This window comes from Escherichia marmotae (genome assembly GCF_002900365.1).
Lineage (GTDB): Bacteria > Pseudomonadota > Gammaproteobacteria > Enterobacterales > Enterobacteriaceae > Escherichia > Escherichia marmotae.
This window is the reverse complement of record NZ_CP025979.1, coordinates 4,483,739-4,506,224: the sequence shown is the minus strand read 5'-3', so window position 1 is coordinate 4,506,224 and position 22,486 is coordinate 4,483,739. Positions and strand designations below refer to the sequence as shown.

Genomic DNA, 22,486 nt, shown 5'->3' with positions numbered 1-22,486 from the left:
ACTATTACTTATTTTTTTTGATGTGCTTCATCAGACGCTTGCGCTTACGCATCTGGGTCGGCGTCAGGGTGTTACGCTTGTTCGCATACGGGTTTTCCCCTTCTTTGAACTGAATACGAATCGGCGTACCCATCACATCCAGAGATTTGCGGAAGTAATTCATCAGATAACGCTTATAGGAATCCGGCAGGTCTTTTACCTGGTTACCGTGGATTACCACAATCGGCGGGTTGTAACCACCAGCGTGGGCATATTTCAGCTTCACGCGACGACCGCGAACCAGCGGCGGCTGGTGGTCTTCAACAGCCATAGTCATGATACGCGTCAGCATAGACGTGCCTACGCGACGGGTAGAGCTGTCATACGCTTCACGCACTGATTCAAACAGGTTACCAACGCCACTACCATGCAACGCAGAGATAAAGTGCACGCGAGCAAAATCGATAAAGCCCAGACGGAAGTCCAGCGTCTCTTTCACCTGCTCCTTCACTTCCTGGCTCAGGCCATCCCACTTGTTCACCACAATCACAAGTGAGCGCCCACTATTGAGAATAAAGCCCAGCAGGGAGAGATCCTGATCGGAAATACCTTCGCGTGCATCAATCACCAGCATCACAACGTTGGCATCTTCAATTGCCTGCAACGTTTTGATTACCGAGAACTTCTCTACCGCATCGGTAATTTTGCCACGTTTACGTACGCCTGCTGTGTCAATGAGTACATACTCACGTCCATCACGTTCCATTGGAATGTAGATGCTGTCACGCGTAGTCCCGGGCATGTCGTAAACCACCACGCGCTCTTCACCGAGAATACGGTTAGTGAGTGTAGACTTACCCACGTTCGGACGACCCACTATCGCCAGTTTGATCGGCAGACTTTGCGGATCGAAGTCGTCTTCCTCTTCTTCTTCCTCGCCATTCTCTTGCGCTTCAAATTGCGCCCAATATTCCGCATCTTCATCCACTTCTTCTTGCGGCGCGATATCTTCCATCCACGGCAGCAGAACATGCTCAAGCAGACTCAAAACACCACGACCATGCGAAGCGGCAATCGGGTAGATTTCACCTAAACCAAGTGAATAAAAATCAACGATTGCTTGATCCGGATCCAGTCCGTCGGTTTTATTCGCCACCAGGAAGGTTGGCTTTTCGCGGGAACGCAGATGTTTGGCAATGGCTTCATCCGCTGGCATCAGACCCGCGCGTGCATCCACCATAAACAGCACCACATCCGCCTCTTCAATCGCCAGCAGCGATTGTTCCGCCATGCGGGTTTCTACACCGTCTTCTGTGCCGTCAATCCCGCCGGTATCAATACAGATAAACTCGCGGCCTTCAATTTCCGCACGACCGTACTTACGGTCACGAGTCAGACCCGGGAAATCCGCAACCAGCGCATCTCGGGTGCGAGTTAGACGGTTAAATAACGTGGATTTTCCTACGTTAGGGCGCCCGACAAGCGCGACCACAGGTACCATGTTTAAAGCCTCATTTTTATAAATCATCAGACAACGCCCGCAATTTTCGCGTCGTTGTTAAAAACAGGAAAACGGCCCCTGTCCAGGAGCCGTTTTCAAAGTGAACGACAGAGACGATTAACGTGTAATGGAATACACGGTCCCGTCTTTTGCCTGGATCAGCAGTTTGCCATCAGCGGCAACCGGGTCAGTCTGGAAACCGGAGCTATCAACTTTTTGCTGGGCAACGAAACGGCCATCTTCAACGTTAATCCAGTGCAGATAACCTTCGCTGTCACCCACCACCAGATTGCCATTATACAGCACCGGGGACGTCAGCAGGCGATGCAGCAGATCGCTTTGAGTCCACAGTGTAACGCCACCGTCGATGGTCAGCGCCATCACCCGGTCATTTTGATCGACCAGATAGATGCGGTTGCCGTCGACGATGAAATCATTCACCGAACCCAACTCGCGTTTCCACATAATCTGACCACTGCGCAAATCAAGCGCCGTCAGGTTACCATTATAGGCCAGCGCGAAAACAACACCGTTCACCACAACCGGCGTAGTATCAACATCGCTCAAACGGTCGATTTCGGTAGAACCGGTCGCCTGGGAGATACGCTGCTGCCAAATCATCTGTCCCTGCTGCATCAACACAGCACTGACGCGACCATTATCACCACCGACCACTGCCGCACCAAATGCAGTTGCTGGCGCAGACTCGCCACGCAGAGAGAGCGAAGGCATATCGAGGTTAACTGTCCATTTAACAGCGCCGTCAGCTTCGTTCAACGCCTGCAACTGACCGTTGCTGGTGTGAATCAAAACCAGACCGTCACTGACTACCGGACGAGAAAGTGCTTCACCCGCTACTTTGGTTTGCCATGCAACAGTACCATCGCTGGTGTTCAGCGCGTAAACCTGCGCTTTTTCGCTGCCAATATAGACATGACCACCCGCGACGGTCACGCCGCCGGAAAGTAACGCAGGCTCTTTAGATAACCAGCCATCTTTCTCGGCCAGACTGACAGACCAGATTTCTTTGCCGTCATCCGCATTCATCGCTTTAACCAAACCAGCGCGATCGGCAGCATAGACAACGTTATCCGCCAATGCCGGATGAAGATTAGAGTAGAAGTTACCAATGCCGCTACCAACGGAAGTGCTCCACGCCGTGGTCGGCGTAAACTGGTTTTCAACGGTCGGTAATGGGGACATCTTCACCACATCTTCTTCACTGTTAAACAGCGAACAGCCGCTTAAAAGGGTAACGGAAAGCATTCCTGGCAGCAGTAATTTACGCAATTGCATCGGGTCCCTCTCAGATGGACAAATTATTAATTTTCATCTGCATCATTTCACTCAGTGCCGGGGTAACATCGCTTTTCACGCCTGTTTCCCACGCACTGCGCGCACCTTGCTTATCACCTTTGCTCAGCAATGCTTCACCACGCAGGTCAGCAACAATAGCAGCCCAACCTTCACCTTTAATGGTATCGAGGGTTTTCAGCGCGGCATCAGCCTGCTTGAGCTGCACCTGAACTCGGGCAAGACGCAGATTTATCACGGCTTTGAGATTTTCATCGCTCGTGTCCGCCAACCCTTGTTGTAATTGGGTGGCAGCTTTCTCTAGTTCATTTTTGTCAACAAATTGCTGCGCAAGTTCCAAAGAAGCCAGCGCGCCATAAGTATTTTTATTTTCAGCAGCGAATTTTTCCGCCGCCGGGATGCTGTCCGGTTTGCCTTCGCTCACTGCGGTAACCGCATTTTGATAAGCAAGAGAAGTGGATCGTGAGGACTCAACCTGATGGCTGTTCCAGTAGCGCCAGCCAATCAGTGCGCCAACACCTAAAATCACCCCAACAGCCAGTGCTTTGCCATTTTCAGCAAAAAAGCGTTTAACTGCTTCAACCTGGTCGTTTTCGTTCTCGTAAATTTCCACGCTGTCCTTCTCCTTCCTTAACCCAGTAACGTGCGCAAATGCGCGGCTACGCTATCCTGCGCAACTGCCGTTTGCTCACCAGAGCGCAAATCCTTCACTACTGCCGTGCCGTTGGCCACTTCGGACTCACCCAGCACCACAGCAACACATGCGCCCCATTTATCAGCACGGGCAAACTGTTTCTTAAAGTTGCCGCCGCCGTGGTTGGTCATCAATTTCACGCCAGGTAATTCATCACGCAGACGCTCAGCTAATGCCATAGCCGCAGATTGAGTATCAGCACCTGAGGCCACCAGGTATATATCGACAACAGGATCGGCTTTAAATTCCGGATTAACTGCCTGAACTAACAACACAAGACGTTCGAGGCCCATTGCAAAACCCACTGCCGGTGTTGCGCGTCCGCCCAGTTGTTCCACCAGACCGTCATAACGACCGCCTGCGCACACTGTGCCCTGAGAACCAAGACTGTTAGTCACCCACTCGAAAACGGTACGGTTGTAGTAATCCAGACCACGAACCAGACGCTGATTTACGGTGTAGGCGATACCTGCGCTCTCCAGCAGTTTGCAAAGACCAGCAAAGTGCTCGCGAGACTCTTCGTCCAGATAATCGCCCAACGCCGGAGCATCGTTAAGTAGCGCCTGCACTTCCGGATTCTTGGAGTCCAGCACGCGCAGCGGGTTGGTATACATGCGGCGTTTGCAGTCTTCGTCCAGCTTTTCTTTATGCTGTTCGAGGAAAGCAACCAGCGCATCGCGGTAATTGGCACGCGCTTCCAGCGAACCAATTGAGTTCAGCTCGAGGGTAACGTGTTCAGAGATACCCAGCGCGCGCCACCAGCGGGCGGTGAGCATAATCAGTTCGGCGTCGATATCCGGGCCTTGCAGACCGAAGACTTCGCAGCCCAACTGATGGAACTGACGATAACGCCCTTTTTGCGGACGCTCGTGACGGAACATTGGCCCGATATACCACAGACGCTGTTCCTGATTGTACAGAAGACCATGCTCGATGCCGGCGCGTACACAGCCCGCCGTCCCTTCAGGGCGCAAAGTCAGGCTGTCGCCATTGCGATCCTCAAAGGTGTACATCTCTTTTTCAACCACGTCGGTGACTTCACCAATCGCACGTTTGAATAGCGGGGTCTGCTCTACAATCGGCAAGCGGATTTCACTGTAACCGTAGCTGCCGAGCACGTTTTTCAGTGTGCCTTCAATGCGCTGCCAGATGGCCGTTTCGCCAGGCAGGTAATCGTTCATGCCGCGAATGGCTTGAATGTTTTTTGCCACGTTTATTCTCTTTCTGAATATAAAAATGAACCCTCAACGCTTCCCTCAATATTTCGGGAGCCATGCGGGTTCAATCATACACGGGAAGCGAGACGCTTCCCATCACGTTATTATTTTTCAACCTGCTGAACGTCAATTCGACGCGCTTCGTCCAGTTGGCTGGCTTTTGCACGAATGCGTGCTTCCAACTGGTCGATCATGTCGTTGTTGTCCAGACGGTCTTTGCGCACGCCATCTTCATAGAGGCCGCTTTTCTTGTTGCCGCCCGTGACGCCAAGCGTGGAAACCAACGCCTCGCCAGGACCGTTCACCACACAGCCGATGATAGAAACGTCCATCGGGGTGATGATATCTTCCAGACGCTGCTCCAGCGCGTTGACCGTACCAATAACGTCGAATTCCTGACGAGAACAGGTCGGACAGGCAATGAAGTTGATCCCGCGCGAACGGATCCGCAGCGATTTCAAAATATCAAAACCGACTTTGATCTCTTCAACCGGATCTGCCGCCAGTGATACGCGCAGCGTATCGCCAATGCCTTCCGACAACAGCAGACCTAAACCAATAGCGGATTTCACTGCCCCGCTACGTGCGCCACCGGCTTCGGTAATACCCAGATGCAACGGCTGATCGATCTGTTTTGCCAACAGACGGTAAGACTCCACGGCCAGGAAGACGTCAGACGCTTTCACGCTGACTTTGAACTGATCAAAGTTCAGGCGATCGAGATGATCAACATGACGCATAGCGGATTCCAGCAGCGCCTGCGGCGTCGGTTCGCCATATTTTTCTTGCAGATCTTTTTCCAACGATCCGGCGTTAACGCCAATACGAATCGGAATGTTTTTATCGCGCGCGCAGTCAACCACCATGCGAATACGCTCTTCATTGCCGATATTACCAGGGTTAATGCGCAAGCAATCAACGCCATATTCCGCCACTTTCAGCGCAATGCGATAGTCGAAGTGGATGTCGGCCACCAGCGGCACATTAACCTGCTGCTTGATAAGTTTGAACGCTTCTGCAGCGTCCATCGTCGGTACAGAGACGCGAACGATATCGGCACCGACACGTTCCAGCGCCTTGATTTGATTGACCGTCGCTTCGACATCCGTCGTGCGCGTATTAGTCATGGACTGTACGGCGATGGGAGCACCATCGCCAATCGGCACATTCCCAACGTAAATACGTGTTGATTTTCTACGTTGAATTGGAGCCTGGTTATGCATGAAAAATCTCCCGCGTTACCCGTCTGTTACTGCGCCGGTGATTGTTCGGCATTTAGGGTCAGACGCGCAACCTGGTTAGTTCTGATAAAACGACTCAGATCGACAGGTTTCCCTTGATACTGGATCTGCACTGCGGCTGGCGCACCAATTTTCAGTTTATACGGTGCCTGACCGGCTAAATTCAAATTACCGCCTTTACGTTGCATCCCGCTGAACAGTTTTTTACCGGTAGCATCGGTAACTTCCAGCCAGCAATCGGCGGTAAAGTTCATGACCAGTGCATTAGGATCAGCCGCTGGCGTTGTTACAGCAGCCTGATCGGTTGGCAATGGTGCTGCGGCATCTGGCGTCGTTGTTGCAACCGGAGCCGCCGATGTAGTAGTGGCCGCAGTATCAACATTCGCCTGCGAAGGAGGAACAACCGCGTTCTGCTGTGGATCTACAGCAGGAACTGGCGTCGTCACGGCTGGCGCTTGCGTGTTCGTAACGGTGGTCTCCGCCGCCGATGGCGACGTAGTGGTACTGTTCTGATCAGTAGCCGTATCTAACGGTACACTCTGGCTCTGGTTATTATTCAATTCCGCGGTAGATTGATCAGCCATCGTGGTGATCTCTTCCTGCTGGGCTTTGTGCTCCTGCCACCACCAGGCACCGCTCAGGCCAATCACTACAAACAGAACCAGCCAGGTAAAGGTCATCAACCAGCCATCGCGTTTTTTACGTCGCTTCCCGAGGGAGAAACTCTGCATCGGCGCAACTTTTGCGGCCCGCAGAGGTGCCTGCTTTTCCAGCCCTGGCAGCAGTTCTTCTTCTGGAATATGGACCAGACGCGCATAAGAGCGGATATACCCGCGCAAGAATGTTGAAGCAAGATCGGCTGGTGCCTTATCTTCTTCAATGTCGCGTACCGTGGAAACCTTCAAACAAAGTCGTTCGGCAACGGCTTGCTGGCTAAGTCCAATTTGTTCACGGGCATTACGCAAGCGAGCGCCGGTGGTAAGTGCTTCATTTTGGTCGTGCGTGGCTTCAGTATTCATTCGCTGCAGGTACGTTTAAATGAGAATTGGGATGCCGGTGAACCATCACGCCCACCCACACCGCGAAACATCTGTAAGGTTAACCTTTATCATACAGTATAAGACTGTCTGTGTGCTCGTGACAAAGCCCACGTGAATCAAAGCTAACTTACTGTTGCATCGTTACATACTGCCTTAAAGTCAGCAAAAACGCACCGTTAATATTGATCAGACAATTGCAACTTAATGCGACATTCATAAAACATTACGCCACGGTACATAAAGTAACCGTGGCGTAATGGCTATCAGACCGTTTTAATGTCGATGGTTTCACCCTGCATCCGTTTACGCAGAGTACGTTTAGTACGGTCGATGACATCTCCCGCTAACTGGCCACAAGCGGCGTCGATATCATCACCACGGGTTTTACGCACAATGGTGGTGAAACCGTAGCTCATCAGTACTTTTGAGAAGCGATCGATACGGCTGTTCGAGCTACGACCATACGGCGCACCCGGGAACGGGTTCCACGGAATCAGGTTGATCTTACACGGCGTATCTTTCAGCAGCTCCGCCAGTTGGTGCGCGTGTTCAGTACCGTCATTAACGTGGTCGAGCATCACGTACTCGATAGTAACACGGCCCTGGTTAGCGTTGGATTTCTCCAGATAACGGCGCACCGCAGCAAGGAAAGTTTCGATATTGTACTTTTTATTGATCGGTACAATTTCGTCACGAATTTCATCATTTGGTGCATGCAGAGAGATTGCCAGTGCAACGTCAATCATATCGCCCAGTTTATCCAGCGCCGGAACCACGCCCGAAGTAGAGAGCGTCACGCGGCGTTTAGACAGGCCAAAGCCAAAGTCATCGAGCATGATTTCCATCGCCGGAACCACATTGTTCAGGTTAAGCAGCGGCTCGCCCATGCCCATCATAACAACGTTAGTGATTGGGCGCTGACCGGTGATTTTTGCTGCGCCGACGATTTTCGCCGCCCGCCACACCTGGCCGATAATTTCCGACACCCGCAGGTTACGGTTAAAGCCCTGCTGGGCGGTGGAACAGAATTTACACTCCAGCGCACACCCTACCTGCGAAGAGACACAAAGTGTGGCTCGGTCATCTTCCGGGATATACACCGTTTCGACGCGCTGATCGCCCACGGCAATCGCCCATTTAATGGTGCCGTCAGATGAGCGCTGTTCTTCAACCACTTCCGGTGCGCGGATTTCCGCCACCTCTTTCAGCTTGCCGCGCAACACTTTGTTGATGTCGGTCATCTCATCAAAGTTGTCGCAGCAATAATGATACATCCACTTCATCACCTGATCGGCGCGGAAGGTTTTTTCACCTAACTCTTTAAAAAACTCCCGCATCTGCTGACGGTTGAGATCCAGCAGGTTGATTTTCCCATCTTTCGTGGTGACGTTTTCAGGTGTGACTAATTGTTCAGACATATGCTATTCCGGCCTCGTTATTACACGTTATGGCCCCTGGAGGGTTGAAAAAAGAAACGCCCCGGTGAGCGGCTGCTCGTCCGGGGGCGCTGCATTGTACAAATTCTGGCGCACGGATGCCACGTTTGCACGCGGCATTTACGAAATTATTAACGCGTGCGCGGACACACTTCGCCTTCACCGAAGAAATAAGCGATTTCGCGAGCGGCAGATTCTACGGAATCAGAACCGTGGGTGCCGTTTTCAGTCAGGCTGTCAGCGTAATCAGCACGCAGAGTACCCGCCAGCGCATTTGCCGGGTTGGTTGCGCCGAGCAGATCGCGGTGACGCTGAACCGCATTTTCGCCTTCCAGCACAGAAACCACGATCGGGCCAGAGGTCATGAACTCAACCAGACCATCAAAGAACGGTTTTCCATCGTGTTCAGCATAAAAACCACGAGCCTGTTCAACGGTCAGGTGCAGCATTTTAGTGCCGACAATTTTGAACCCTGCAGCTTCGAAGCGCGCAAAGATACTACCAATGACGTTTTTTGCTACCGCGTTCGGTTTGATGATGGAAAAAGTACGTTCAATAGCCATTTTTACCTCTGTAAATTGTTCTGTTGTTGTCTGTACCAGCGTACGAGATGGCGCGGATTATAATGAGCAACAAGGCCGTTGACTATTGATGAAGGTAACATTTTTTTAAAATAAACCGAGCTTAAGCAACAAACCGTCGTGAAACAGACTACTGCATGGAAAATCTCACCGTCGCTACTTGCCCCATTTCATCCATCACCAGTAATTGATAATCGCCTTTTTCACTCAAACGCAGCGTAACGTTACGCCCACGTTCAGTTAACGGCTCACCATTAAGAAACCACCAGCGTTCACCTGCGCCACCACTGGTTTGCACAGGCAAAGAAGCATCAGCAGCGCCAGGTAATCGCTTAATAATGGTGCCATCACGTACTCCTGTTAGTTGCAACGGGAGTTGGGCATCGCGACCGTATGGCGGGCACATTGTCGATGCCGGAGGCAAACGCGCAGCCCGGCGTTCCGGAGCAGGCAGCCAGGGTTCCAGCGGTAGCGGCCAGACATTTATCATTTCTTGTCGCGCCTGTGGACAATCGGCGGCGACTCGTTTGCCATTTTCATCCAGCCAGATAGGGAAACGTATGCCATTAATCCCTTCCTGCTCCGGCAGTAACAGAGTTGGCGGCTGGCTTCCATCCAGTAACCAGGTTGCCAGGCGACGCCGACAGTTACTGTCACCTTCCGGCAAAGACTGCCCGCCCGGCCAGCAGATAACACCACGGCTTACAGAGTTCGGACGTGGGTCTTCTGGCAGATTTGCACTGCGCGACAGTAAGATATTATTGACCTGATTCAACAGCGGTACGGCGCTGGCAAAGCCAAACTGACCAACAACAGGCGTACCGTCCGGCCTGCCGGTCCAGATACCGATGATATAGCGAGCATTTATACCTATCGCCCATGCATCTCGATAGCCATAACTGGTGCCAGTTTTCCATGCCAGTGGTACGATGCGCGGCAAAGCGCCATCCGGCAAGGGTTGCGCTTCATCAGCCATGATCCGGCGGATGATCCACGCAGCCCCCGGCGACATTAAGGGGCGTTCAAGCAGGGGGGCGTCAGGCTGTAAGCGCAATTTACCTGCCTTACCGCGGCGAGCAAAAGCGGTATACGCTGCTGCCATATCTTCCAGTTTTGCACCTGCGCCGCCGAGAATGAGCGACAGATTCGGCGCAGCACCGTTGGGCAGAAACAGCGGTAACCCGATGTTACGCAGCTTTGCCGCAAACCGTTTCGGACCATAGGCTTCCAGCACCTGCACGGCGGGTAAGTTCAGCGAGCGCACCAGCGCCTCGCTCATGCTGATCGGACCATGAAATCCGCTATCAAAGTTACCTGGTCGATAATCGCCGGTGCGTCGGGGGACGTCCTGCAACAACGATGCCGGATGGATCAATCCCTCATCCAGCGCCAGACCATAGACAAACGGTTTAAGTACCGATCCCGGCGATCGGATCGCATTAACCATATCGACATGACCAAAGCGTGAATCATCATTGAGATCAACCGATCCTACCCAGCCGCGAACACGCATATCAGTATGATCAACCACGATCATCGCCAGTGAACTGCGCGGCGGCAATCGTCCTTTCCAGTTTAGCGCCAGTTCTTCCAGACGCCGCTGAAGGCCTGCATCCAGTGTAGTAACGATTTTGTCGCTTTTACTTTTACCGAGCATCATCCGCGAAAACAGCGGTGCCAGTTTTGGCATCTGTCTGGGTGCCAGCCAGACAGGTTCTTCGATTGACTCTTTTACCTGCTCACGGGACCATACACCTTGCACTGCCATCCGTTTGAGCACTTTATTACGCGCAGCCTCGGCACGCTCCGGCCAGCGATCCGGGCGCAGCCGACTGGGTGCTTGCGGTAATACCGCCAGCATTGCTGCCTCGGAATAGCTTAAATTTGCAGGCGATTTCCCAAGATAAGCCCAGCTTGCTGCCCCAACTCCCTGCAACGTACCGCCAAACGGGGCGCGATTAAGATACAAAGTCAGAATTTCACGTTTAGACAGATGCCACTCCAGTTGAAACGCGCGCCAGAGCTGACGAATTTTGCCGCCAAATGTTTTGGGGTGAGGATCAAGCAGACGCGCCACTTGCATGGTGAGCGTGCTACCGCCAGAGATAACCCGACCAGAAGTCAGATCCTGCCAGGCTGCGCGCGCCACCGAGAACGGGTTTACGCCCGGATGCTTCCAGAACCAGCGATCTTCGTAATTAATCAGTGCTTCAATATAACGTGGAGAAACATCTTCGATTGCTACCGGATAACGCCAGATACCATCTGCATCAGCAAAGCGCCACAGTGGCGTACCGTCCTGCGCCACAACCACGCGTGCGGGATTGACTTCATGTAGCGGCAGAGGCCAGAGTTTATCTGCTCCCCACGCCGCCAGAATGATGATAAAAGGCGCGGCTGCCAGCGTTATCCAGCAGCCGCGTTTTGTTAACAGACGAGGCATTTACGGTCTGACAATCAGCAAATCTTCAGTCGCACCCGTCGCCCGCCATTGGGGAACATACATCGATTCCACCATCGGCTGCGGCATCTGATACGTTCCCGGCGTTACCGCCCGCGCCAGATATACCAGCGTTACCGGTTGATATTCATCAACGGCAACCGCGACCACAAAGCGATCGTCACGGAACTCAATGTGCTTAATGCTCGCTTGCTGCATTTGATTGAGCAAGTTTTGCACTTCGCCACCACTTTGTTCCAGACTGGCGCTGCCGTTCGCCAAGTTCTGGTTTTCCAGTTCCAGACCCGCTGGCAACAAATCAACCACCAGCGCATCCGGCACGCTGTTACTGGCTTTTACCTGCAACCAGACCAGCACCAGATCGCCACTACGCAACGAGTCCAGAGACTTGCTCTTACCATCAGTACCTAATATATGGCGCTCAATTTGCAGAACATTATTCGCTGGAAGCGGTGCGGACTGCGGATAACCGCTGGCATCCACACGCAGCCATAGCGGTTGGTCGCCACTGTTGGTTACCTGCAAAGTTGCAAGTTGATCGCTATTCAGATTGCTGTTTTGCGCTTTCTCGCCTGTCAGCGGTGCGGCAGAGAAAGACGTTTGCGCCTGCCATTTGCCCGGTAAATCCTGAATCGCACGGGCAGCCAGGAACAACGCGTTACTTTCCTGAGTTGATAGCCAACGTTCACCAAACGCCTGCTGCGAAAGCGTGTTCAATAAGGTGTTCTGATCATCTGGCAACAGTTTGTTCTCTTCCAGCAAGGAGAGCATCAACGCGTTGTCGCGCAGTGGGCTACCGTAATCGCCCAGCCATTTCCGCTCATCATTGCGCGGCGTTTTCAGCGCCAGTGCAATCGCTTCTTCACCACGCGTCGCATCGCCCATCGTTTTCAGCGCAACGCCAAGTTGCAACAGTGGCAAACCCGAAGCAGCATCTGCACGACGCTCCCAGATTTCACGCAGTGCACCCAGCGGTGCTTTTTGCTGCCGTGCCAGTACCAGCGCAGCATAAGACTGTATGGCAAACTTGCTGGCTTTGAGGTTATCCGCATACGGAATCGACATCATGCCCGGATCTTGTAAATAGCGCAGCAGACGCTCATTTCCCCGGTTAATGACTTCTGTCGGCACGCTGTAACCCTGCTCACCTGCGCGAACCAGAAAATCCATCACGTAAGAAGTCAGCCAGTACTCTTCGTCACCGTTTTTATCCCACAGCGCAAAGCCGCCGTTATCACGTTGCATTTGCAGCAAACGCGAAATGCCAATATCGACTGCCGCACGGCGTTTATCATCACTGTCGCCTTTGATACCCAATGCCTGTAGCTGGGCGGCGTTGGTATAAAGTGACGGGAACAGGCCGCTGGTGGTTTGCTCCAGACATCCGTAAGGATACGCTTTTAACTCTTTAATATAACGAGCAATGTTCAGCGGTGGTTTGCCGCTCAACAACAACTGTCCTTCCAGCGTAACAGGCGAGAAGTTTTGCAATCCATCAGTTGGCATCGCCCATGTTTCACCAGGCTGCAACGCCGTACCATAATTGACCGTTTGTGCCGGGAATGCCGGACGGACGCCAATTTTCCACTGCTTATGCTGATCGGCAACGGTTTCCCCCGGTAACACTAACCCGCTAATGGTGGCCCGAATTTCGCCATCGCCATAGCCCGTCAGTGCGCGTACCGGGATAAACAGCGTAGTTCGCACGCCTGGCGCTAATTCAACGCCTGCGGGCGAGTTACTCACCAGTTCAAGTAAACCGCTGGCGGTCAGAGCAACGTTCAGTTTTTGCGGTTTATCGGTAAGATTAGTGATATCCAGCGTCAGACGCGAGGTATCGCCGCTGGCCATAAAGCGTGGCATATTCAGTTCCGCTATCACCGGTGCGGCAACAACCACTTTACTTTCGCTGCTGCCGAAGTCATCTGCTGTCCAGGCCTGCGCCATGACTCGTAGCTCACCATTAAAATCGCCAATGGGTAGCGTAACCGTGCCTTCCCCCTGTTCGTTGAGCGTTACCGGCTGTGCCTGTTGCGCAACAATATTGACGTGGTTCACGGGCGGTTTACCCCCGCGTTTCAGCTCATCGCCATCGCCACCAAAGCGCAGCGCTGCCAGACGTCCCTGACCTTCAATAACCTGACCGTAAATATCGTAAATATCAGCACCATAACGTTTCTGACCAAAGAATGCCTGCCACGGATCTGGTGTAACGTAATCAGTGATATTCAGCACACCACTATCAACGGCCGACACCAGCACATTCACCTGTTTTGGCATCTCACCATTTTTATTGCTGGCTTTGATTTTCACGGTTAATGGCTGATTGGGGCGCATTTTTGTTGGTGTTTCCAACGCCAGATCGAGGCGACGGTTTTCATCGCCAAGCGGCAAATGCAACACGCCAACCGCACGTTTTGGCGTCGCGGAACGAGATTTATCTCCCGGACGAACCACCAGCGTACTTAAATAGAGGTCATGTCGATTCCAGGTTTTATCGACCGGAATCGTCAAATCCAGCCCTTGTGCCGGGACATCAATCTCTTGCCACCACAGCGGCCCTTCACTGGACTCGACCATCGCGTAGCCTTTACCCGCCGTTGGCGCAGCAATATGCAACTTGATCGTATCGCCAGGTCGATAACTGGCTTTATCCAGTTTCATCGTGACACGGTCTGGTCGTACCGCACCGCTACCGTCGCTATTATCCTGCCAGCTATATCCGGCCCAAAAACGCACGCTACTGACCGCTTCATTCGGCGCTTTGACTTCCAGACGATAAGCGCCCCACTCTACCGGGAAACTCACTTTGCCGGTTTCACCCGCTTGCAGATCCAGTGTTTGCTCATTTTCGATCAGATCTTTTTGATCAAACTGCGACCGCCAGCCTTCATCTTCCGACCAGTTCCAGTAGTAATCACGACGTTCACGAATCAGTCTCACCTGCAAGCCCGACACGGCTTTTTTCACGCCCTGTGCATCGCTATAAACGATATCAAAAGCAGTGTTACTGTCTTCATCAACAATGGGCTGTTTTACCGTGCTGTCAGTGCGGTAATCGTAAACCGATTTTGACGAGAACTGCGGGCGGATCCCTGGCAACGCATCCGCAGGCCAGATAGCCTGTTCAACACGGCGCGTCACCGGGCGGCCGCCGGATTCCAGTAAACTCCCCTGGAAAATAACCTGCAATGGAGAATGTGTTTCTTTCCACTGACTTTCTGTAGAAACTTCGCCGCGCCCTTTATCATCCAGCGTCAACTGGACTTCATCCAATGATCGGGAAAGGTTTTCGGCAGCAATATCACCAAATTCGAAACCGGGTAATGCAGCAACCGCTTCACGCAGTGGCCGCAGGAAAAGCTGCCCCTGCAAGGTATTACCGTTAGCAGGCGCTCCGTACAGGTAGTAACCCACCACGGAGAATTTCACCTCATCTTTCGGCGTTAACGGCGTTTTCTCGCCTGTCAGATTCAGCGCCATACGCTCAGGCATGAAATCTTCGACGTGGAAATCCCACATCCGATACTGGTTATCGCCCGTGTTAGCGCGGATATGCCACATGCCTGTTGGCGCACTGCTATCGAGTGGCCAGGTAAAGTGATAGAGGCCATTTTGCGGCTGACTAACGACGCTCCTAAGAACCTGCCCGTCGGGTTTAATCACGTCCAGTTTGACAGGTTGATCCGGTAACATTTTACCGTCCGCATCCCGCAATAACCCATTGAGAATTACCGTTTCGCCAGGGCGATAAAGATCGCGCGGGCCAAACATAAAGAACTGCTTGCTGTAGCCTGGCGCGCCAGCAATGTTAAATTCCGCTAAGTCCAGCGCCGGAAGTTTTAAATCAAGCAACGTTGTCTGACCGTCTTTACGCGCCAGCAGCAGTGCCGCGTTTTTGTCATTTTCCAGTTGCACATGGCCCTGTGCATCACTGGTCGCCTGAGTCAGCGTCTGCCCTTCCTCATTTAATAACGAGACTTCAATTCCTTGCTGGGCCGCGCCGTTTTCCAGGCTTTGGGTAAAGATATCCAGACGATTGTGATAACGGTGGGCCGATACGCCAATATCACTTAACGTAAACAACGTAGCCGGATTACTGTAATCGTAACGTCCGGCCTGATTCATCACCGCCAGATACACGCCCGCCTGCTGAAGCGGCTTGATATCGCCCAGCGGCAGCAATAATTTTTCACGGGTGTTACGCGCAGGATTGAGATCAAAACGCCCGGTGTAGACCAGATCAGCCATCTGCAATAGTTTGTCCGATTGCCAGTTCGCCAGCGAATTGCGGTATTCCCACTGGCTAATGAAAGCAGGCAGAGATTCAGGCTTCACACGGAAGAAGTTAACATCGACATTGTTAACGTTGAGCGCCATTACCGGCAGCCCTTCAACGACTTTCCCGGGCAGCAGCGAACCACGGCTGGCAAAACCGACGCTGGGTTGGATATCGCGGGTAGAAATCGTTTTTTCGTAATCTTTACTGAAGGTTGCGTTATTGAGAGCTTTGACCTCCTTGCCAATAGTGACGATCAAATCACGTTTAGGTTCAAGGTGGCGCAAGCGTAGCTCTTTGAGATTATCTGATAGCTCCCAGGCACCATCCACTTTGCCGCTCTTTTTATCGACGACATGGATAACACGTGAGAAATCCTGATCCGGGTCAAGGGGGATGGAGAAAGTCAGCACCAGCGTGGCTGCGCCATCGAGTTGTACTTCAGAGAGATCCAGCAATGTCAGTGCTTTACCGGCACTCTGTTGTGCCAGTTTTTGTCGCTCCACCGCGGAGGTTTTTGCAGAATTCGTATTTCCCGACGATGTGTCTTTAGCAACTTCTGAGGACGCGTCTTTTTTCACCTCTATTGGCGCGTTATCGTTGTTGTCGCACCCTGCCAGCGCCAGCATTAACATGCAGGCGGCTATGCGTAACTTTTTCATCTCTCATCCCTGCCACAATGGCCCGTTAGCAACATCGAATAATTATTATGCGTGAGAAATGACGTTATGTAATTCACTATCACGCCTACAGAATCCGAATTTTAGTGAGAAATGTGGCTCAGACAGCCAAATCAGTCTCTTTTGCTTGTCGCTTTTCGGCAAACATCCGACAATTTAGCCTAACCCCGGCAAAAATGGAGATGCCTATGTCCACGACATGGTTTGTAGGAGCCGACTGGCTCGCTGAACATATAGATGATCCGGAAATTCAGATTATTGATGCCCGTATGGCACCGCCCGGACAGGAAGATCGTGACATTGCCCAGGAATATCTCAATGGACATATCCCCGGCGCAGTATTTTTCGATATCGAAGCACTTTCCGATCACACTTCCCCGCTTCCGCACATGCTGCCACGCCCGGAAACATTCGCAGTGGCAATGCGTGAACTGGGCGTTAATCAGGACAAACATCTGATTGTCTATGATGAAGGTAACCTTTTCTCTGCACCGCGCGCATGGTGGATGCTGCGCACTTTTGGCGTGGAGAAAGTGTCGATTCTGGGCGGTGGACTGGCGGGCTGGCAGCGCGATGGTCTTCTGTTAGAAGAGGGCGCGGTGGTATTGCCGGAAGGGGAGTTTAACACCGCGTTTAACCTGGAAGCCGTGGTGAAAGTGACCGATGTGTTATTGGCAAGCCATGAAAAAACGGCGCAAATTATTGATGCCCGACCGGCAGCGCGTTTTAATGCTGAAGTTGATGAACCTCGCCCAGGTTTACGTCGTGGGCATATTCCCGGCGCGCTGAATGTTCCGTGGACGGAGTTGGTGCGCGAAGGCGAACTGAAGACGACCGATGAACTGGATACAATATTTTTTGGACGCGGCGTCAGCTATGACAAACCAATTATTGTCAGTTGCGGTTCTGGCGTAACGGCAGCCGTCGTGTTGCTGGCACTCGCTACGCTGGATGTACCAAACATAAAACTGTACGACGGTGCATGGAGTGAATGGGGGGCACGGGCAGATTTGCCGGTCGAGCCAGTGATATAAGCTTTTTATTGCTGGTCTGGTTCGCGGCCTTTCCAGCAGATTGACTTGTGTTGCATAAGCAACGCAGGTGCTTCACAGCGCTTGCTATCGCGGCAATATCGCCAGTGGTGCTGTCGTGATGCGGTCTTCGCATGGATCGCACAATGAAGATACGGTGCTTTTGTATCGTACTTATTGTTTCTGGTGCGCTGTTTTCCCAGGTAAATAATAACCGGAGTTTCTCTGGTAATAATTTACTGGTGGCTAACAACCTTCAGTGCAGCAAGTAAGCCCGAATGCCGCCCTTTGGGGCGGCATATTTTATATTATCCGATTCTGTTTAAAATCACGCAGGAATCCACCCCAGCGACGTTCATAGAATGGCGCAATATGTTCGGTAATAAAGTGGCTAATTCCTTTTTCCCCTTTTTTCACCTGACAAATATCGATAGGTTCATCGCCCGGTAACGTATCGGTCGCCACACTTCCCGCCGCCTGAATAATTTCTTCGATTTCGCCATCTGCTTCAATACCAATAAGCAAATTAGATTGTGCCTCTTCGCTTTCTTTAATTGAACAAATAAAAGCGCGCTTCACCGGCTTAATGGTTTTAAATAAGGTGGTGAGCGAATCAATCATTTGTGCTGGCGGCTCTGCGACTTCCGATAATATCAGCGACTCGCCACCTTCCAGCACTTCCTGACTGCTCAGTGGGTTTCCCTCTTCACCGATCAGCAAACTGATTTCACGCGGCATAAACTCTTTGCCGGTGGGCAGTTTTGCATTAAGGAAGAGCGTTTCACCAAGGGTCATCTCAAACAGCGTGCGAACGGGCATCACGACAAATGCCTGTTCGTCTTCAACCGCCTGTTGAAGTGCTTCTAACGAGGTGAAAAAAGGAATGACGCTGGTGCCATCTTCTTTTTCCCAGTGCTGTAAATCAAGTGCACTATCTTCAGCTACTGCCTCGCCCTGCGCCGCTGTACCCGGCACCCAGACAGTGGATTCCAGTAGCGTACGGAAAAAGGCCGGACGGTGTGCCGGTTCGGTTGCTGCTTTTTCCAGCAGGTCTTCAAGTTCATTTTTTGTTTCGGACATAAGAACCACAATTCATTCAACGTTCTGGGCGCAAGTGCCTGATGCGCTACGCTTATCAGGCCTACAAGTGAATCGCAATTTGTTGAATTTGCAATACTTTGTAGGCTGGATAAGGCGTTTACGCCGCATCCAGCATGAACAAATGCACTTTGCCAACGGTCTGATAAAAAAACCGGATGTGGCTTGAACCGCATCCGGCATAAAAGATTACGCAGTTAACAGATTGGCAATCGTGCGCACACCCAGCCCGGTCGCGCCCGCAGACCACTGCTCAACCGGCGCTTTACGGTAAGTCGCTGAGCAGTCAATGTGCAGCCAACCTTGCTGATAGTTCTCAACAAAGTGCGACAGGAAGCCCACAGCCGTACTCGCCCCTGCCGGATAAGCCGCGCTTCCGGTATTGTTAAGTTCGGCAAAGTTTGACGGTAACTGGTTACGATGGAACTCCGCCAGTGGCAGACGCCAGAATGGTTCATTCTCCTGCGCGGCACTCGTCAGCAAACGCCCTGCCAGCGCATCGTCAAAACTGAACAGTGCGTGATAATCATTACCCAGCGCGGTTTTCGCCGCTCCGGTCAGGGTCGCAGCATCAATAATCAGTTCCGGTTTCTGCGCGCTGGCATCAATCAGGCCATCTGCCAGCACCAGTCGCCCTTCCGCATCGGTGTTCATCACTTCGACTTTTTTACCGTTGCGATAGGTGATGATATCGCCCAGTTTGAACGCGTTGCCGCTGATCAGGTTATCCGCACAGCAGAGGAACAGTTTCACGCGTTTATTCAGACCGCGCGTAATAGCAAATGCCAGCGCTCCGGTAACCGTTGCAGCACCGCCCATATCGGACTTCATCGAGTCCATAAACGCGGTCTGTTTGATACTGTAACCACCGGAATCAAAGGTGATGCCTTTGCCTACCAGGCAAGCGTATACCGGCGCTTCTTTATCGCCCGTTGGGTTATAGTCCAGCGCCAGCAATACCGGGGAACGTTCTGATCCGCGTCCAACGGTGTGCAGCCCCATATAACCCTGCTCGCGCAGATCTTCGCCTTTAGTGATCCGGTAAGTCACACGATCGCCCGCAACGTTGCTGATCAGATCAACAGCACGCTGCGCCAGTTGTGATGGCCCCAGTTCTTCAGCCGGTGCGTTGATGGTGTCACGCACCCAGTCGATGATCATCAGGCGGTTATCCAGTTCCTGGCGTTGTGCATCGTCCAACTCCGGCCACTCGACTTTACGCGTACCTTTAGGCGCTTTGTAACCCTGCCAGAACGCCCAGCAACGATCCACATCCCAGCCTTCACCACTTAACTGGACATGCTTAATGCCCAGACCGTCAATCTTGCGCGCCGCACGCTGGATCAGCCCCAAATCGTCAGCCCCGGTCAGGTGCAGGGTAATGCCATCATTATTAATGCTGTAAGTCGCTTTTTCTCCCCAACGCGCATCAGCAGGTTGGGAAGAAAGGGTAATTTTCATCGCTTCTGTCATTTTAGTTATCCTTATTTGTTTAACAGCAAAACGGGCTACCCCCAGGCAGCCCGTTTATTCACTCAGCTTCGTCCAGCCAGACTAACAAAATCGCTTCGAGGATTTTCTCGTTAGATGCCTGCGGGTCGTCGTCGAAATCTTCCAGATCGCAAATCCACTGATGCATATCGGTGAATCGAACCGTTTTCGGGTCGAGATCGGGATACGCATCGTACAGTGCTTCGCCAATTTCGCGGCTATCGGTCCACTTAAGTCCCATACTAACCTCTGTTAATGCTCACGCGCATGGTTGATAGTGTAACGCGGAATTTCGACCACTAAATCTTCATCGGTGACGCGCGCCTGGCAGCTTAAACGGCTTTCCGGCTCCAGCCCCCAGGCTTTGTCCAGCATGTCGTCTTCCTGCTCAGAGCTTTCCGGCAACGAGTCAAAACCTTCACGAACGATACAGTGGCAGGTGGTGCAAGCGCAGGATTTTTCACAGGCGTGTTCAATCTCGATGCCGTTACGCAGCGCAGCGTCGAGAATGGTTTCACCGCTCTTAGCTTCCAGAACAGCACCATCAGGGCAGAGATCCTGATGAGGCAAAATAACAATCTTTGGCATATTAAACCTCGTCCACGGAATGGCCTTTCAGCGCACGACGAACCGACTGGTCCATGCGGCGAGCGGCGAAATCCTGGGTTTGTTTGTCTACGTTTTTAATCGCTTGTTCGATGGCGTCAACATCATCGCCCTGCGCTACTTCACTCAGGTGAGCAGCGGCATCGTCGATGACCTGACGTTCTGCGGTGCTTAACAGCGCGGCATCCGCAGCCAGCGCGCCGTTCAGACTTTCCAGTACGCGCGCCGCTTCGACTTTTTGTTCAGCCAGCATACGGGCTTTTACGTCCTGCTCGGCATAGCTCATTGAGTCTTTAATCATTGAGGCGATTTCGCTGTCGGTCAGACCATAAGAAGGTTTGACCTGAATAGACGCCTCAACGCCGGTGGATTTCTCCATCGCCGTCACACTTAAAAGACCGTCGGCATCGACCTGGAACGTTACGCGAATATGCGCACCGCCAGCCGGTAACGCCGGGATCCCACGCAGCGCAAAACGTGCCAACGAGCGGCAATCCTGCACCAGTTCACGCTCACCCTGCATAACATGGATAGACATTGCCGTCTGACCATCTTTAAAGGTGGTGAAATCCTGGGCGCGGGCCACCGGAATGGTGGTATTACGTGGGATCACTTTCTCCACCAGGCCGCCCATAGTCTCAAGGCCCAGCGACAGGGGGATCACGTCGAGCAGCAGCATTTCACTGTCCGGCTTGTTACCCACCAGAATATCAGCCTGAATCGCCGCGCCAATGGCGACAACTTTATCCGGGTCGATGGAGGTCAGTGGCGGACGACCGAAAAATTCGCCCACCCGTTCACGCACCAACGGCACACGGGTAGAACCGCCAACCATCACCACTTCCAGAACTTCATCAGCCTCAACGCCCGCGTCTTTCAGCGCGCGACGACAGGCCAGTAAGGTTCGTTTAACCAGTGGTGCGATCAGTTCGTTGAATTGTTGACGGCTGATTTCGCCCTGCCAGCCCGCAACATTAACAGTCACGGAATCGGCATCGCTCAGAGCGATTTTGGCCGCAATGGCGGCATCCAGCAGTTCACGCTGAACGCGGTTATCGCTACGGTCAGGAATGCCCGCCTGCTCGCGAATGTAATCCGCCAGCAGATGGTCGAAGTCATCACCACCGAGCGCAGAATCACCGCCGGTCGCCAGCACTTCAAACACGCCGCGACTTAAACGTAGAATGGAAATATCAAAAGTCCCGCCGCCGAGGTCATAAACGGCAATCACACCTTCCTGACCGGAATCCAGCCCGTAGGCGATAGCCGCAGCGGTCGGTTCGTTGAGCAAGCGCAGGACATGCAGGCCAGCCAGACGCGCTGCGTCTTTGGTGCCCTGACGCTGGGCATCGTCAAAGTACGCCGGAACGGTGATAACCACACCATCCAGCTCGCCTGCTAGGGCTTCAGTTGCCCGTGCTGCCAGTGCTTTGAGGATGTCCGCAGAAACGCGCACCGGGTTCAGCAGTCCCGCCGCCGTTTCAATCATCGGCAGACCATTCTCGCTGGCCTGGAATTGATAAGGCAGATGCGGATAGCGTTGCTGGATATCAGCCAGCGAGCGCCCCATCAGGCGTTTAACAGAACTAATGGTGTTGGCTGTGTCAAGCGCTGCATTAGTACGCGCGTCATACCCCACCGAATGCCCTTGCTGTTGATAGTGAACAACAGACGGCAGCAGGTGACGGCCTTCATGGTCGGCTAACGTTTCGGCCTGACCGCTGCGTACTGTCGCCACCAGCGAGTTGGTTGTGCCCAGGTCAATACCGGCCGCCAGACGACGCTGATGCGGCGCAGCACTCAAACCAGGTTCACTAATTTGTAATAAGGCCATGTT

At 52.7% G+C, this 22,486-nt stretch carries 17 protein-coding genes; 2 read left to right on the top strand and 15 right to left on the bottom strand.

Annotation, left to right across the window (positions count from 1 at the left end):
* Nucleotides 1–4: 4 nt before the first annotated feature.
* The 10 genes from der to yfhM form a co-directional block, all read right to left on the bottom strand.
* Complete coding sequence (der, locus tag C1192_RS22950; protein ID WP_001516872.1) at nucleotides 5–1,480, bottom strand: ribosome biogenesis GTPase Der; 1,476 nt, start codon at nucleotides 1,478–1,480, stop codon at nucleotides 5–7.
* A gap of 117 nt (nucleotides 1,481–1,597) precedes the next feature.
* Nucleotides 1,598–2,776 (bottom strand): outer membrane protein assembly factor BamB, encoded by a 1,179-nt coding sequence (bamB, locus tag C1192_RS22945; RefSeq protein WP_001177078.1) that lies wholly within the window; start codon nucleotides 2,774–2,776, stop codon nucleotides 1,598–1,600.
* A gap of 10 nt (nucleotides 2,777–2,786) precedes the next feature.
* Entirely contained in the window at nucleotides 2,787–3,407 is a 621-nt protein-coding gene (gene yfgM, locus C1192_RS22940) for an ancillary SecYEG translocon subunit YfgM (RefSeq protein ID WP_000409215.1), read from the bottom strand.
* Between the two features lie 17 nt (nucleotides 3,408–3,424).
* A complete protein-coding gene (gene hisS, locus C1192_RS22935) occupies nucleotides 3,425–4,699 on the bottom strand; it encodes a histidine--tRNA ligase (protein ID WP_001107164.1) in 1,275 nt (424 codons plus the stop codon).
* 110 nt (nucleotides 4,700–4,809) lie between these two features.
* A complete protein-coding gene (gene ispG / locus C1192_RS22930; protein WP_000551807.1) occupies nucleotides 4,810–5,928 on the bottom strand; it encodes a flavodoxin-dependent (E)-4-hydroxy-3-methylbut-2-enyl-diphosphate synthase in 1,119 nt (372 codons plus the stop codon).
* Between the two features lie 26 nt (nucleotides 5,929–5,954).
* Nucleotides 5,955–6,965: a cytoskeleton protein RodZ gene (gene rodZ, locus C1192_RS22925; RefSeq protein ID WP_038354395.1), complete on the bottom strand. Its 1,011-nt coding sequence runs from the start codon at nucleotides 6,963–6,965 to the stop codon at nucleotides 5,955–5,957.
* A 284-nt stretch (nucleotides 6,966–7,249) separates the two neighbouring features.
* Complete coding sequence (gene rlmN / locus C1192_RS22915) at nucleotides 7,250–8,404, bottom strand: dual-specificity RNA methyltransferase RlmN (protein ID WP_038354394.1); 1,155 nt, start codon at nucleotides 8,402–8,404, stop codon at nucleotides 7,250–7,252.
* Between the two features lie 149 nt (nucleotides 8,405–8,553).
* Nucleotides 8,554–8,985, bottom strand: coding sequence for a nucleoside-diphosphate kinase (ndk, locus tag C1192_RS22910; RefSeq protein ID WP_000963841.1), 432 nt, complete (start codon nucleotides 8,983–8,985; stop codon nucleotides 8,554–8,556).
* A gap of 148 nt (nucleotides 8,986–9,133) precedes the next feature.
* The gene (gene pbpC, locus C1192_RS22905; protein WP_038354393.1) at nucleotides 9,134–11,446 is read right to left on the bottom strand and encodes a peptidoglycan glycosyltransferase PbpC; all 2,313 of its coding nucleotides are present in this window, start codon (nucleotides 11,444–11,446) and stop codon (nucleotides 9,134–9,136) included.
* Nucleotides 11,447–16,405, bottom strand: coding sequence for an alpha2-macroglobulin (yfhM, locus tag C1192_RS22900; protein WP_038354392.1), 4,959 nt, complete (start codon nucleotides 16,403–16,405; stop codon nucleotides 11,447–11,449).
* A 206-nt stretch (nucleotides 16,406–16,611) separates the two neighbouring features.
* Between yfhM and sseA the strand changes: the two genes are divergently transcribed.
* Complete coding sequence (gene sseA / locus C1192_RS22895; protein ID WP_000108593.1) at nucleotides 16,612–17,457, top strand: 3-mercaptopyruvate sulfurtransferase; 846 nt, start codon at nucleotides 16,612–16,614, stop codon at nucleotides 17,455–17,457.
* A gap of 143 nt (nucleotides 17,458–17,600) precedes the next feature.
* Nucleotides 17,601–17,726, top strand: a complete 126-nt coding sequence (timP, locus tag C1192_RS25760) for a small toxic inner membrane protein TimP (protein WP_242664687.1) — start codon at nucleotides 17,601–17,603, stop codon at nucleotides 17,724–17,726.
* A 31-nt stretch (nucleotides 17,727–17,757) separates the two neighbouring features.
* Here the strand turns inward: timP and sseB are convergent, their stop codons facing one another.
* From sseB to hscA, 5 genes are all read right to left on the bottom strand, one after another.
* Nucleotides 17,758–18,534, bottom strand: coding sequence for an enhanced serine sensitivity protein SseB (gene sseB / locus C1192_RS22890; protein WP_038354391.1), 777 nt, complete (start codon nucleotides 18,532–18,534; stop codon nucleotides 17,758–17,760).
* A gap of 207 nt (nucleotides 18,535–18,741) precedes the next feature.
* Entirely contained in the window at nucleotides 18,742–20,025 is a 1,284-nt protein-coding gene (pepB, locus tag C1192_RS22885) for an aminopeptidase PepB (protein ID WP_038354390.1), read from the bottom strand.
* A gap of 58 nt (nucleotides 20,026–20,083) precedes the next feature.
* Nucleotides 20,084–20,284 carry a Fe-S cluster assembly protein IscX gene (gene iscX / locus C1192_RS22880; RefSeq protein ID WP_000523616.1) on the bottom strand — a complete coding sequence of 67 codons (201 nt, stop codon included), beginning with the start codon at nucleotides 20,282–20,284 and terminating at the stop codon, nucleotides 20,084–20,086.
* Nucleotides 20,285–20,295: 11 nt separating this feature from the next.
* Entirely contained in the window at nucleotides 20,296–20,631 is a 336-nt protein-coding gene (gene fdx / locus C1192_RS22875; protein WP_001124467.1) for an ISC system 2Fe-2S type ferredoxin, read from the bottom strand.
* Between the two features lies 1 nt (nucleotide 20,632).
* A complete protein-coding gene (gene hscA / locus C1192_RS22870) occupies nucleotides 20,633–22,483 on the bottom strand; it encodes a Fe-S protein assembly chaperone HscA (RefSeq protein ID WP_001516878.1) in 1,851 nt (616 codons plus the stop codon).
* Between the last annotated feature and the right edge of the window lie 3 nt (nucleotides 22,484–22,486).